Source organism: Micromonospora sp. CPCC 205561, from assembly GCF_036906775.1.
Taxonomy (GTDB): Bacteria; Actinomycetota; Actinomycetes; order Mycobacteriales; family Micromonosporaceae; genus Micromonospora.
This window is the reverse complement of record NZ_JBAKHV010000091.1, coordinates 1-15,180: the sequence shown is the minus strand read 5'-3', so window position 1 is coordinate 15,180 and position 15,180 is coordinate 1. Positions and strand designations below refer to the sequence as shown.

The 15,180-nt window shown below is 75.7% G+C and carries 3 protein-coding genes; all 3 read left to right on the top strand.

Translation table 11 applies throughout. The features are described 5' to 3' along the window. Positions 1-2,349 (top strand): SDR family NAD(P)-dependent oxidoreductase (locus V6V16_RS27030; RefSeq protein ID WP_334566621.1); only part of this gene is annotated, 2,349 nt, incomplete at its 5' end. Positions 2,350-2,396: 47 nt separating this feature from the next. Next, positions 2,397-13,346, top strand: coding sequence for a type I polyketide synthase (locus tag V6V16_RS27025; RefSeq protein ID WP_334566619.1), 10,950 nt, complete (start codon positions 2,397-2,399; stop codon positions 13,344-13,346). Positions 13,347-13,382: 36 nt separating this feature from the next. Then, positions 13,383-15,180, top strand: a 1,798-nt coding sequence (locus tag V6V16_RS27020; RefSeq protein ID WP_334566618.1) for a type I polyketide synthase, incomplete at its 3' end; no start/stop codon positions are given.

Sequence of the window (15,180 nt, the reverse complement as noted above, 5' to 3'; positions counted from 1 at the left end):
GGCAGCCTGCGCAGGGGTGACGACGACGCGACGCGGCTGCTGACCAACCTCGCCACCGCCCACACCATCGGCCTGCCCGTCGACCTCACCACGGTCCTCGCCCAGACGGACCCGGTGGCGCTGCCCACGTACGCCTTCGACCGCAGCCGCTTCTGGCCGACCGCGACGACCGGGCAGGGCGGCGCCGAGGAGGCCCCGAGCGGCGTCGACTCCGCGTTCTGGGCGGCCGTCGAACGCGAGGACCTTGCCGCGCTCGCGGAACTCACCGAGCAGGACGCCACGGATTCCCTGGAACGGCTGGGCGCGGCCCTGCCGGTGCTCGCCTCCTGGCGGCGCCAGCAGCGCAACCGGTCCGCCCTGGACGACCTGCGGTACCGCAGCGTGTGGCAGCCGTACACCGGGACACCGGTCAGCTTCCTCCCCGGCGCCTGGTGGGTCATCGTCGACGAGCGGCACCCGGAGGAGGGCGAGACCGCCCTCGCCGAGCTGACCCGCCGGGGCGCCGACGTCCGCCTGGTGCCGGTGCCGGAGAACCTGACCGACCGGGCCGCCCTCGCCGCGCACCTGACCGCCGTCACCCGCACCGCCGACGGTGAACCGGCCCCGGTGGACGGGGTGCTGTCGCTGCTCGCGCTCGCCGACGGCGCGGTCGACGACACCCAGCCCGTCCCGCCGTTCCTCGCCCGGTCGCTGGCGCTGATCCAGGCGCTCGGTGACCTCGACGTCGCCGCGCCGCTCTGGTGCGTCACCCGGGGCGCCGCCGGCACCACCCGGGGCGGGACGCCCGGCCGGCCGGAGCAGTCGCTGCTCTGGGGCCTCGGCCGGGTCGTGGCTCTGGAACACCCCGAGCGGTGGGGCGGCCTGGTCGACGTCCCGGCCGCCCTGGACGACCACGGCTGGGACCTGCTCTGCGCCGCCCTCGCGGGCCTCGACGGCGAGGACCAGCTCGCGGTCGACGGCGCCACCATCCTGGTACGCCGGCTGGTGCGGGCGCCCGGCGGCGAGGCGCCCGCCGACGAGGCCGGCTACCCGGGCACGACGCTGGTCACCGGCGGCACCGGCGCGCTCGGCGTGGAGGTGGCACGCTGGCTGGCCGCCCGGGGCGCCGAGCACCTGATGCTCGTCAGCCGTCGCGGCGCGGACGCCCCCGGCGCCACCGAACTGGCCCGGGAGCTGACCGGGGCGGGCACCCGGGTGACCGTCGCGGCCTGCGACGTGGCCGACCGGGCGGCGCTGGCGAAGCTGCTCGACGAGGTGCCCGCCGACGCGCCGCTGACCAGCGTGGTACACGCGGCCGGCGTCCTGGAGGACGGGGTGCTCGACGGGCTCACCGCCGACCGCCTCGCCACCGTCCTGCGCCCCAAGGTGCTCGGCGCCCTGCACCTGCACGAGCTGACCGTCGGGCGGGAACTGCGCGCGTTCGTGCTGTTCTCCGCGCTGGCCGGCCAGCTCGGCGCCGCCGGTCAGGGCAGCTACGCGGCCGCCAACGCCTACCTCGACGCCCTCGCCGAGCAGCGGCACCGGCAGGGCCTGCCGGCCACCTCGGTCGCCTGGGGCCCCTGGGCGGCCGGCGGGATGGCCGCCGCCGACCAGGCCGTCGAGGAGCGCCGCCGGCGTACCGGCGTGGCCCGCCTGGACACCGGGCCCGCGCTCACGGCGCTCGCGCAGTGCGTCGCCCGGGGCGAGCCGGCGACGATGGTGGCCGGTATCGACTGGGCCCGGTACGTGCCCGGGTTCGTCGCCGTCCGGCCCAGCCCACTCATCGCGGGCGTGGCCGAGGCGCGCCGGGCGGTCGCCGAGCGGGCCGAGGACACCGGGGTCTCCGCGGAGTCCCTGGTCGCCCTGCTCGGCGGACAGACCGACGCCGAACGACGCAAGACCCTGCTGGAGCTGGTACGCGGGCAGGCCGCCGCGGTACTCGGACACGCCTCGGTGGACGCCGTGGAGCCGGACCGGGCGTTCCGGGAACTCGGCTTCGACTCGCTGACCGCCGTGGAGCTGCGCAACCGGCTCACCGCGGCGACCGGCGTACGCCTGCCCGCCACGGTGGTCTTCGACTACCCGACCGCCGCCGGGCTGGCCGAGTACGTGCGGGCGGCGATCGTCGACGGCGGGGTGGTCGGGGTCGCACCGGTCTTCGGTGAGCTGGACAGGTTGGAAGCGGCGCTCTCCGGCTCTGCGCCGGACCGGAGCGCCCGAATTCGGATCACCGAGCGGCTGCGGGCGCTGCTGGCCTCCCTCAACGAGGCCGACGCCGCGGCGGGCGGCGACACCGTCGCCGAGAAGCTCCAGGACGCGACGCCGGACGAGGTCTTCGACTTCATCGACCGTGAGCTGGGGATGTCCTGACGTGATCGCTGCTGCGACGACGGGTCAACACAAGGAGTGCGCGGTCCATGGCTGACGAGGCGAAGCTTCTCGACTACCTCAAGCGGGTCACCGCTGACCTGCACCAGGTGCGCCAGCGCCTGCGCGAGGTGGAGGCCGGTGAGCAGGAGCCGGTCGCCATCGTCTCCATGAGCTGCCGCTTCCCCGGCGGGGTGCGGTCGCCCGAGGACCTGTGGGAGGTGGTCGCGTCCGGCCGGGACGTGGTCTCCGACTTCCCCACCGACCGCGGCTGGGACCTCGGGTCGCTCTACGACAGCGACCCGGAGCAGGCCGGCACGTCGTACACGCGACAGGGCGGCTTCGTCCACGACCTGGCCGACTTCGACCCGGGCTTCTTCGCGATCTCCCCCCGCGAGGCGCTGGCGATGGACCCGCAGCAGCGCTGGCTGCTGGAGGCCTCGTGGGAGGCCCTCGAACGGGCCGGCATCGACCCGCACTCGCTGCGCGGCAGCCGCACCGGCGTCTTCGCGGGCAGCACCGGGCAGGACTACGGCACCGTGCTGATGGGTGCCGCGCAGGGCCTGGAAGGGCACCTGATGACCGGCAACGCCGGCAGTGTGGTCTCCGGCCGGATCGCTTACACCTTCGGGCTGGAGGGGCCGGCGGTCACCATCGACACCGCCTGCTCGTCCTCGCTGGTCGCCCTGCACCTGGCGGGGCAGGCGCTGCGGCAGCGGGAGTGCACCCTGGCCCTTGTCGCCGGGGTCACCGCCATGTGCACCCCGGCGGCCTTCGTCGAGTTCTCCCGGCAGCGCGGCCTCGCCGCGGACGGCCGGTGCAAGGCGTTCGCCGCCGCCGCCGACGGGACCGGCTGGTCCGAGGGCGTCGGCGTCCTGCTGCTGGAACGGCTGTCGGACGCGCAGCGCAACGGCCATCCGATCCTCGCCGTGGTGCGGGGCAGCGCGGTGAACCAGGACGGCGCCTCCAACGGCCTGAGCGCTCCGAACGGGCCGTCGCAGCAGCGGGTGATCCAGCAGGCCCTGGCCAACGCAGGCCTCGCCGCCGGCGGCGTGGACGTCGTGGAGGCGCACGGCACCGGGACCCGGCTCGGCGACCCGATCGAGGCGCAGGCGCTGCTGGCCACGTACGGGCAGGACCGGGGGGACTCGGCGCCGCTGCTGCTCGGTTCCGTCAAGTCGAACATCGGCCACGCCCAGGCCGCCGCCGGTGTCGCCGGTGTGATCAAGATGGTGATGGCGATGCGGCACGGCGTCGTGCCGCCGACCCTGCACGTCGACGAGCCGACCCCCGAGGTCGACTGGTCGGCCGGCGAGGTCTCCCTGGTGACCGAGGCGACGCCGTGGCCGGCGGTGGACCGGCCGCGCCGCTCGGCGGTCTCCTCGTTCGGGGTGTCCGGCACCAACGCGCACACCATCCTGGAACAGGCCCCGGAACCCCAGCAGCCCGCGTCGGCCGCCACCGCGCCGGTGGTGGAGCGGCCGGTCGTACCGGTGCCGGTGTCGGCCCGGGACGCGGCGGGTCTCGCCGCGCAGGCGGCCCGCTGGGCGGCCCGGCTTGCGGCCGACGAGACCCTGCGGCCCCTGGACGTGGCCTTCTCGTCGGTCACGTCGCGGTCCACCCTGGACCACCGGGCCGTGGTCTCCGCGACCGGCCGCGACGACCTGCTGGCCGGGCTGCGCGCCCTCGCCGCCGGGGACCCGTCGGGCACGGTCGTCGCCGGCCAGGCCGCCAACCGTGGTTCGCTGGCGGTGCTCTTCTCCGGCCAGGGCGCGCAGCGCGCCGGGATGGGCCGCGAGCTGTACGGGGAGTTCCCCGTCTTCGCCGCCGCGCTTGACGAGGTGTGCGGGCGGCTCGACCCGCTGCTGCCGCGTCCGCTGCGGGAGGTGCTGTTCGCCGAGGCGGGCGCCCCCGAGGCGGAGCTGCTGGACCAGACGGTGTTCACGCAGGCCGGGCTGTTCGCGGTCGAGGTGGCGTTGTTCCGTCTGGTGGAGTCGTTCGGGGTCGCGCCGGAGTTCGTGGGCGGGCACTCGATCGGTGAGGTGACGGCCGCGCACGTGGCGGGGGTGTTGTCGCTGGCCGACGCGTGCGCGTTGGTGGCGGCGCGGGGCCGGTTGATGCAGGCGCTGCCGGCTGGTGGGGGGATGCTGGCGGTGGCCGCCGACGAGGCGGCCGTGGCCGATTCGATCGCGGCCCTGACCGACCGGGTGGGTGTCGCGGCGGTGAACGGGCCGACCTCGGTGGTCGTCTCGGGCGCGGTCGAGGCCCTGGACGAGGTGGAGCGGCTCTGGCGGGAGCGGGGCGTGCGTACCCGCCGGCTCACCGTCAGCCACGCGTTCCACAGCCCGTTGATGGAGCCGATGCTCGACGAGTTCCGGGCGGTCCTGGGCGGGCTCGCCTTGGCCGAGCCGTCGCTGCCGGTGGTGTCGAACGTGACGGGGGCGCTCGCCGCCGCCGACGAGATCCGTACCCCGGAGTACTGGGTGCGGCACGTCCGCGACGCCGTCCGGTACGCCGACGGGGTCACCGCGCTGCGGGCCGCCGGGGTCGACACGTTCCTGGAGATCGGCCCGCGCAGCGTGCTGACCGCGATGGCGGCCGACATCCTGCCCGGCGACGACGCGGTGCTCAGCGTCGCCGCGCAGCGCAAGGACCGGCCCGAGGCGCACGGGCTGCTGGCCGGGCTGGCCGAGCTGCACGTGCACGGGGTGGCGGTGGACTGGCGGCCGTGGCTCGCCGACACCGGCGCCCGGCGGGTCGACCTGCCCACGTACGCCTTCCAGCACCAGCGCTACTGGCCCGAGGCGGGGGCGGGGTGGACCGGCGACGTCACCGCGGTCGGCCTGCGGCCCGCGCAACACCCCCTGCTCGGGGCCGCCGTCGGCGTCGCGCACGCCGAGGGCTTCCTGTTCACCGGCCGGCTGGCCCGGCGTACCCATCCGTGGATCTCCGACCACGTCGTCTTCGACACCGTGCTGCTGCCCGGCACGGGCTTCGTCGAACTCGCCCTGCAGGCCGGCGCGCACGTCGGCGCGGACCACGTCCGCGAACTCACCCTGGAATCGCCGCTGATCCTGCCGGAGACCGGGGGCGTGGACATCCAGCTCTGGATCGGCCCGGCGGACGAGACCGGCTGCCGGTCCGTGTCGCTGCACTCCGCCCAGGACGGCGAGCCGGCCGAGGGCGAGCGGGCCTGGACCCGCAACGCCAGCGGTGTGCTGGCCAGCGGCCCGGCCGCGCCGAGCGGCCCCGTCGGCTGGTCCGACCTGACCACCTGGCCCCCGCCGGGCGCGACCGAGGTCGGCACCGACGACCTCTACCTGAACCTCGCCGCCCAGGGCTACGACTACGGCCCGTCGTTCATCGCCCTGCGCTCCGCGTGGCGGCGCGGCGACGACCTCTTCGCCGAGCTGGCGCTGCCGGATGCGCCCGCCGCCGAGGCCGGCGGGTACGGCCTGCACCCGGCGCTGCTCGACGCGGCGCTGCACACTCTCGGCCTGACCACGCCGGCCGGCGAGCCGTCCGGGGCGGACATGCCCCCCGGGTACGGTCGGCTGCCGTTCTCCTGGAACGACGTCGCCCTGCACGGCGCCGGGGCCGCGGCGGCCCGGGTCCGGGTCTCGCACACCGGCCCCGACAGCATCTCGCTGCTGCTCACCGACGTCACCGGCGCGCCCGTCATCTCCGTGGGCTCCCTCGTCCTGCGGCCGGTCTCCGCCGACCAGCTCCGCACCGTCGGGGGCGGCGGCACCGAGTCGCTGTTCCGGGTCGAGTGGGCCCCGCTCGCGCTGCCCGCCGGCCCGGCCACCGTCGGGTGGGCGGTGGTCGGCGGCGCGGCGGCGCTCACCGACGCGGTCGCCGTCACCGGTACGGCCGTGGCGGCGTACCCCGACCTGACCGCCCTCGCCACGGCGATGGACGACGGGACGGACGCACCCGGCGTGCTGGTCGTGCCGTTCCTCGACCCGCCCACGTCGGCGGACGTGCCCCGGGCCGTCGCCGAGGTGACCCACCGGGCGCTCGCCGTGCTCCAGCAGTTCCTCGCCGACGACCGCTACGCGGCCTCCCGGCTGGTGGTGCTGACCCGGGGCGCGGTCGCCACCGACCGCGACGCCGACCTGACCGACCTGGCCGGCGCCGCCGTTATCGGCCTGCTCCGCTCCGCCCAGTCGGAGAACCCCGACCGGTTCGTGCTGGTCGACGTCGACGACCTGGCGGGCTGCGCCGCCGCGCTCGTGTCCGCCGTCGCGACCGACGAGCCGCAGGTCGTGATCCGCGCGGGCGTCGCCGCCGGCGCCCGGCTCACCCGGGTCCCCGTCCCGGGCGAGCCGCCGGCCGCCCCGTTCGACGGGGACGGCACCGTCCTGATCACCGGCGCCACCGGCACCCTCGGCCAGCTGATGAGCCGGCACCTGGTGACGACGTACGGCGTCCGGCACCTGATCCTCACCAGCCGGCGTGGCCGGGCCGCCGGGGGCGTCGCCGAACTCTGCGCCGAGTTGGCGGCGCTAGGCGCGACCGTCGACGTCGCCGCCTGCGACGTCGCCGACCGCAGCGCCGTGGCCGAGCTGCTGGCCGGCATCCCGGCGGAGCATCCGCTGACCGCCGTCATCCACGCCGCCGGCGTCCGCGACGACGGCGTCATCTCCTCGCTCACCCCCGAGCGGATGGACGGTGTGCTGCGGCCCAAGGTCGACGCCGCCTGGAACCTGCACGAGCTGACCGCCGACCTCGACCTCAAGGCCTTCGTCTCGTACTCCTCGCTCGCCGCCACCGCGGGCGGCCCGGGCCAGGGCAACTACGCTGCCGCCAACGCGTTCCTCGACGGGCTGGCCCAGCACCGCAAGGCGCGCGGCCTTGCCGCGCTCACCCTCGCGTGGGGCCTCTGGGCCGACCGCAGCGGCATGACCACCGAGCTGGACGACGTCCACCTCAACCGGATCTCCCGCTCCGGCGTCGCCGCGATGGAGGCCGAGGAGGGGCTCGCCCTCTTCGACGCGGCCTGCCGCACCACCGACGCCGCGCTCGTCCCGGCCCGGCTGGACCTCGCCGCGATGAAGGTCCAGTTCGCCGGCGGGAGCATCCCGCCGCTGTACCGGGCGCTGATCCGCACGCCCGCGCGCGCCGCCGCGGCCGCCACCGGCGCGTCTCTGGTGCAGCAGCTCGCCGGGCTCGGCGACACCGAGCGGGCCGCCGCGCTGGTCGAGATCGTCCGGGGCCAGGCCGCCGCCGTGCTCGGCTACCCCGACCCGGCGGCCATCGAGCCGCGCCGGGCGTTCAGCGAGTTCGGCTTCGACTCGCTCACCGCCGTCGAGATGCGCAACCGGCTCAACAACGCGTTCGGGATGCGGCTGCCGGCCACCCTCGTCTTCGACTACCCGACCCCGCACGACCTGGCGGCCTTCCTGGGTACGGAGATCGCCGGCACCCCGGTCCCCGTGCGGCCCACGACGACCGCCGTGTCGGTCGGCGACGACGAGCCCCTCGCGATCATCGGCATGGCCTGCCGGCTGCCCGGCGGGGTGTGGTCGCCCGACGACCTGTGGCGGCTGGTGGTCGACGGCGTCGACGCGATCAGCGACCTGCCGACCGACCGTGGCTGGGACCTCGACAGCCTCTACAGCCCCGACCCGGACGCCCCCGGCACCTTCTACGCCCGCGGTGGCGGCTTCCTCAGCGGCGTGGACAAGTTCGACCCCGGCTTCTTCGGCATCTCGCCCCGCGAGGCCCTGGCCATGGACCCGCAGCAGCGGCTGCTGCTGGAGACCACCTGGGAGTCCTTCGAGTCCGCCGGCATCGACCCGGCCGACGTGCGGGGCAGCAGCACCGGCGTCTTCGTCGGCACCAGCGGCCAGGACTACGGCTCGCTGCTCGCGTACTCGCCGGAGGCCGCCGAGGGCTACATGCTGACCGGGATGACCAGCAGCGTCATCTCCGGTCGGGTGGCGTACACGTTCGGGCTGGAGGGGCCGGCGGTGTCCCTGGACACGGCCTGCTCCTCGTCGCTGGTCGCGCTGCACTGGGCCGGCCAGGCGCTGCGACGCGGCGAGTGCGACATGGCGCTGGCCGGCGGCGTCATGGTGATGGCCACCCCGACCGCGTTCGTCGAGTTCTCCCGGCAGCGCGGCCTGGCCGCCGACGGCCGGTGCAAGTCGTTCGCCGCGTCCGCCGACGGCACCGGCTGGTCCGAGGGCGTCGGCATGCTGCTCGTGCAGCGGCTCTCCGACGCCCGCCGGCAGGGCCGCACCGTGTACGCGGTGGTGCGCGGCTCCGCGATCAACCAGGACGGCGCGTCCAACGGCCTGACCGCCCCGAACGGTCCGTCGCAGCAGCGGGTCATCCGGCAGGCCCTCGCCTCGGCGCGGCTGACCACCGCCGACGTGGACGTGGTGGAGGCGCACGGCACCGGCACGACGCTCGGCGACCCGATCGAGGCGCAGGCCCTGCTCGCCACGTACGGGCGGGAACGGCCCGCCGACCGGCCGCTGCTGCTCGGCTCGATCAAGTCGAACATCGGCCACGCCCAGGCCGCCGCCGGTGTCGCCGGTGTGATCAAGATGGTGCAGGCCATCCGGCACGGCCTCGTCCCGGCGACGCTGCACGTGGACGAGCCGTCCCCGCACATCGACTGGACCTCCGGCGCCGTCGAACTGGCGACGGAGTCGCGGCCGTGGCCGGCGGTGGACCGGCCGCGCCGGGCGGCGGTGTCCTCGTTCGGCATCTCCGGCACCAACGCCCACGTGATCATCGAGCAGGCCGACGAGCCGCAGGCCGTGGCTCCGGCCGAGCCCGGCCCCGGGCTCGTGACCGCCGACGCGGTGCTGTGGTCGCTGTCGGGGCGGTCGAAGGGCGCCCTGACCGGCCAGGCGGCCCGCCTGGCGGAGTACGTGCGCGAGCGCGGCGAGGTCGATGCGGCGGCGGTGGGCTGGTCCCTCGCCGCCACCCGGTCGACGTTCGACCAGCGGGCCGCCGTCGTCGGGTCGAGCACGGAGGAGCTGCTGGCGGGGCTGGACGCCCTGGCGTCCGGGTCGCCGGCCGGCAACGTCGTCGCCGGCGCCGTCACGCCCCACGGCGCGGGTCCGGTGTTCGTGTTCCCGGGTCAGGGTGCGCAGTCGGCGCGGATGGCGGCCGGCCTGGTGGGTCGTACGCCGGTGTTCGACGCGCGGCTGGCGGAGTGCCAGCGGGCCCTCGCCCCGTACCTGGACGTGGACCTCGTCTCGGTGTTGACCGGCGACGACGAGTCGTGGCTGGAGCGGGTCGAGGTCGTGCAGCCGGTGCTGTGGGCCGTCGGTATGGCTCTCGCCGCCGTGTGGCAGCACGCCGGGGTCACCCCGGCGGCGGTGGTCGGTCACTCGCAGGGCGAGATCGGCGCGGCGTGCGTGGCCGGCATCCTCAGCATCGAGGACGCGGCGAAGGCCGTGGCGTTGCGCTCGCGGGCGCTGACGGTGCTGCGGGGCACCGGCACGATGGCGTCGGTGGACCTGTCGGCCGACGCGGTGGCCGAGCGGCTGCCGGCGTTCCCGGGTGTGGGTGTGGCGGCGGTCAACGGCCCGTCGACGGTGGTGGTGTCGGGTCCGCCGCAGCCGGTCGCGGATCTGGTGGAGTCGTGCCAGGCCGACGGGGTGCGCGCCCGACTGATCCCGGTGGACTACGCGTCGCACTCGGCGGCCGTGCAGGAGGTCGCCGAGCAGTTGCGTGCCGACCTGGCCGACGTGACCCCGCAGCCGGGCCACACCCGGCTGGTGTCGACGCTGACGGGGGACTGGGTCGACCCGACGTCGATGACCGCCGGCTACTGGTACGACAACCTGCGGCAGACCGTCCAGTTCGACGCCGCCGTGCGCGTCGCGGTCGCCGCCGGGCACACCACGTTCGTCGAGATCTCCCCGCATCCGGTGCTGACGATGCCGGTGACGGCGATCCTGGACGACGCGGGCGCGAGCGGGTACACCCTGGGCAGCCTGCGCCGCGGTGACGACGACGCGGCGCGGCTGCTGACGAACCTCGCCACCGCGCACACGATCGGCCTGCCCGTCGACCTGGGCACGGTCCTCGCCGAGACCGACGTCGTGGCGCTGCCCACCTACGCCTTCGACCACCAGCGGTACTGGGTCGAGCCGCCGCTGCACCGAGCGCAGGACGTCAGCTCCGCCGGCCTTCAGGACGCCGGGCACCCGCTGCTCATCGCCACGCTGACCTTCCCCGACAGCGAGCGGATGGTCTTCACCGGGCGGCTGTCGGTGCGTACCCACCCGTGGCTCGGCGAGCACCGGGTGATGGACAACATCCTGCTGCCCGGCACCGCCTTCGTGGAGCTGGCCACGTACGCCGGTGAGCAGGCCGGCTGCCCGACGGTGGAGGAGCTGACCCTGCTCGCCCCGCTCGTCCTGCCCGAACTCGGTGCCCTCCAGGTGCAGCTGATGGTCGGCGACCGGGACGACGACGGGCGGCGCACCGTCCAGCTCTACTCCCGGCCCTACCGGGACGGCTCCGACGAGATCCTCGCCGACGTCGCCTGGACCTGCCACGCCACCGGTCTGCTCGGCCCGCAGCCGGCCGACGCCGCGCCCGCCTTCGACCTGGGGGTGTGGCCGCCGCCCGGCGCGACGCGCGTGGAGGCCGACGACTTCTACTCCGGCATCGAGGCGACCGTCTTCGGGTACGGCCCGGCGTTCCGTGGCCTGCGCGCCGCGTGGACCCGCGACGACGAGGTCTTCGCCGAGGTCGAACTGCCCGCCGACCACCACGCCGAGGCCGGCCGCTTCGGCGTGCACCCGGCGCTGCTGGACGGTGCGTTGCAGGCCATGTCGATCGGTGGCTTCCTCGGCCGGATGGGCGACGGCGCCGACGCCAGCGTGCCCCGCCTGCCGTTCGCCTGGACCGGGGTCTCCCTGCTCGCCGCCGGGGCCACCGCCCTGCGCGTACGCGTCGCGGCGGCCGGCGAGGTCGGCGTCTCCTTCCAGGTGGCCGACGCCACCGGCGCCCCGGTGCTGCACGTCGACTCGCTGATCATGCGCCGGGTCTCCGGCGACTCGCTCGGCGCGGCCCGCTCCGGCCGGCACGAGTCGCTGTTCCAGGTCGACTGGCCGGTGCTGCCGGTGCCCACCGGCCCCGTGCCGGCGGCCACCCGCTGGGTGACGCTCGGCGACGACCTGGCCCTCAGCGCCGCCTGCGAGGCGGCCGGCGCCCGGGTACGCACCGACGTCGACCTCGACTCGCTGGGCGAGCTGCTCGCCGGAGGTGAGCCGGCACCCGAGGCGGTGATCGTCCCGGTCGCCTCCACCGGGGACCCGACGGACCCGGCGCTCGCCGGGCAGGCGCGGGCCACCACGCACCGTACCCTCGCCGCGCTGCGGACCTGGCTCGCCGACGACCGGTTCGCCGGGTCCCGGCTGGTGCTGGTCACCCGGGACGCGGTCGCGGCGGGGGAGCAGCAGGTGGTCAACCTGCGCGCGGCCCCGGTCTGGGGGCTGCTGCGCACCGCCCAGCTCGAACACCCGGACCGGTGCCAGCTCCTCGACCTCGACGACGACCCGGACAGCGCCGCCGCCCTGGCCGCCGCCATCGCCTCCGGTGAGCCGCAGCTCGCCGTACGGGCCGGGCAGGTCCGCACGCCACGGCTCGGGCGGGTCCCGGCCGGGGTGGAGCCGCTGCCGGGCGGGATCGACCCGGACGGCACCGTGCTGATCACCGGCGGGACCGGCGTGCTGGGCCGCATCCTGGCCCGCCACCTCGCCACCACCCACGGCGTGCGGCACCTGCTGCTGGCCGGGCGGCGCGGCGCGGCGGCCGAGGGGATCGGCGACCTCGTCGCCGAACTCGCCGGCACCGGTACGGAGGTGGCCGTCGCGGCCTGCGACGCCGCCGACCCCGACGCCCTGTCGGCCCTGCTGGCCGCGGTGCCCGCCGCGCACCCGCTCACCGCCGTGGTGCACGCCGCCGGTGTCCTCGACGACGGCGTGCTGGAGTCGATGACCCCCGAGCGGGTGGACGCGGTCGCCGTGCCGAAGATCGACGCGGCGTGGCACCTGCACCGCCTCACGGCCGACGCGAACCTCGCGGCCTTCGTGCTGTTCTCCTCGGCGGCGGCCACCCTGGGCAGCGCCGGCCAGTCCAACTACGCGGCGTCGAACGCCTTCCTCGACGCCCTCGCGGCGCACCGCCGGGCCCGTGGGCTCGCCGGCATCTCGCTCGCGTGGGGCCTGTGGGAGCAGGCCAGCGGCATGACCGGGCATCTCGGCGACGACGACGTGCGGCGGATGGCCGAGCAGGGCGCCGCCGGGCTGGCCACCGAGCAGGCGCTGAACCTCTTCGACGCCGCGTGGCGGCTCGACGCGGCGGCCGTCGTGCCGATGCGCCTGGACGTCGGGACGCTGCGCGGGCAGGCGGAGGCCGGCACGCTCGCGCCCATGCTCCGGGCCCTGGTCCGGGTGCCGCTGCGGCGCTCCGTCGACGCCACCGGCGCCCGCTCCGGCGGGGTGCAGCTCAGCCAGCGACTCGCCGGCCTGGCCGGCCCGGAGCGGCACAAGGTGGTGCTTGACGTGGTACGGGCGAACATCGCCGCCGTCCTCGGCCACGCCGGCGCCGACGCCGTCGACCCGAACCGGCTCTTCACCGACCTGGGCTTCGACTCGCTCACCGCCGTCGACCTGCGCAACCGGCTCAACGGCCTGTCCGGGCTGCGACTGCCGGCGACGCTGGTCTTCGACTACCCGACGCCGACGGCGCTCGCGGAGAAGCTGACCAGCGAGATCGCCGCCGACGCGGCGCCCTCCACGCAACCGCTCTTCCAGGGCATCGACACGGTGGAGAGCCTGCTCAACGCCATCCCGCTCGACCCGGCGGCCCGGGCCCGGTTCACCGCCCGGATGCAGGACCTGCTCGCCAAGGCGTCCGACCTGGCGGCCGGGCCCGCCGCCGAGCCGGACCGGCCCGACCTCGACTCGGCCAGCGACGACGAGATCTTCGACTTCATCAGCAAAGAGTTTGGAATCTCCTGAGATGACCAACCTTCGGATCGAGGCAGGGGCCACCCGATGAGCGACGACAAGCTGCGGTACTTCCTCAAGCGGGTGACCGCCGACCTGCACGACACCAAGCGCAAGCTGCAGACCGTCGAGGCCCGGGATCAGGAGCCGCTGGCCATCGTCTCGATGAGCTGCCGCTTCCCCGGTGGGGTCCGTTCGCCGGAGGACCTGTGGGAGCTCGTCGCCGACGGCCGGGACGCGCTCACCGAGTTCCCCGACGACCGGGGGTGGGACCTGGAGGCGCTCTACGACCCCGACCCCAACAAGCCGGGCAAGAGCTACACCCGCATCGGCGGGTTCCTCGCCGGCGCCGGTGACTTCGACCCGTCCCTCTTCGGCATCTCCCCGCGTGAGGCCCTCGCCATGGACCCGCAGCAGCGGCTGCTGCTGGAGACGTCCTGGGAGGCCGTCGAGTCCGCCGGCATCGACCCGCTGTCGCTGCGCGGCAGCTCCACCGGTGTCTTCGTCGGGCTGAGCACGTCCAACTACGGCATGGGTCTGCCGAACGTGCCCGAGGGCGTCGACATGTACCTCGGCACCGGCAACACCACAAGCGTCGCGTCCGGCCGGATCTCGTTCACCCTCGGCCTCAACGGCCCGGCCGTCACCGTGGACACCGCCTGCTCCTCCTCGCTGGTGGCCCTGCACCTCGCCGTGAACGCGCTGCGTCGCGGCGAGTGCGACCTGGCCATCGCCGGTGGCGTCACCGTGATGGTCACCCCGGGCGTGTTCGTCGTCTTCTCCCGGCAGCGCGGCATGTCCGTCGACGGCCGGTGCAGGGCCTTCGCGGCCGGCGCGGACGGCACCGGCTGGGGCGAGGGCGGCGGCGTGCTCGTCGTGGAGCGGCTGGCCGACGCCGAGCGCAACGGCCACCCGATCCTCGCCGTGATCCGGGGCAGCGCCCTCAACCAGGACGGCGCGTCCAACGGGCTCACCGCCCCGAACGGCCCCTCCCAGCAGCGGGTCATCCGGCAGGCCCTCGCCAACGCCCGGCTCGGCACCGCCGACGTCGACATGGTCGAGGCGCACGGCACCGGCACCACCCTCGGCGACCCCATCGAGGCGCAGGCGCTCATCGCCACGTACGGGCAGGACCGGCCGGCCGACCGGCCGCTGTGGCTGGGCTCGGTGAAGTCGAACATCGGCCACACCCAGAGCGCCGCCGGCGTCGCCGGGCTGGTCAAGATGGTGATGGCGCTGCGCAACGGCGTCATGCCGGAGACCCTGCACGTCGACGAGCCCTCCCCGCACGTGGACTGGACCGCCGGGGCGGTGTCCCTGCTCACCGAGTCCAAGCCGTGGCCGGAGCTGGACCGCCCCCGCCGCGGCGGCGTCTCCTCCTTCGGCGTGAGCGGCACCAACGCCCACGTGATCCTGGAGGAGTACCGGCCGCGCGTCGCCGACCCGGCGGCCGTCGAGGGCGACGAGGCCGTCGAGGCCACCGCCGTCGAGCCCGCGCGACGCCCCGGCCTGGTCGCCTCGGACGTCACCGTCTGGCCGGTGTCGGCCCGGTCGAAGGCCGCCCTCGCCGGCCAGGCCGCCCGGCTCGCCCAGCACGTGCGCGCGCACGGCGACCTCGCCCCGGCGGCGATCGGCTGGTCGCTGGCCACCACCCGCGCGACGTTCGACCACCGCGCCGCCGTCGTCGGCGTCGGCACCGACGAGCTGCTCGCCGGGCTGGACGCCCTCGCCGCCGGCCACCCGGCCGGCAACCTCGTCGCCGGTACGGTCACCAGCGCCGGCACGGGCCCGGTGTTCGTGTTCCCGGGTCAGGGTGCCCAGTCGGTGCGGATGGCCGCCGGTCTGG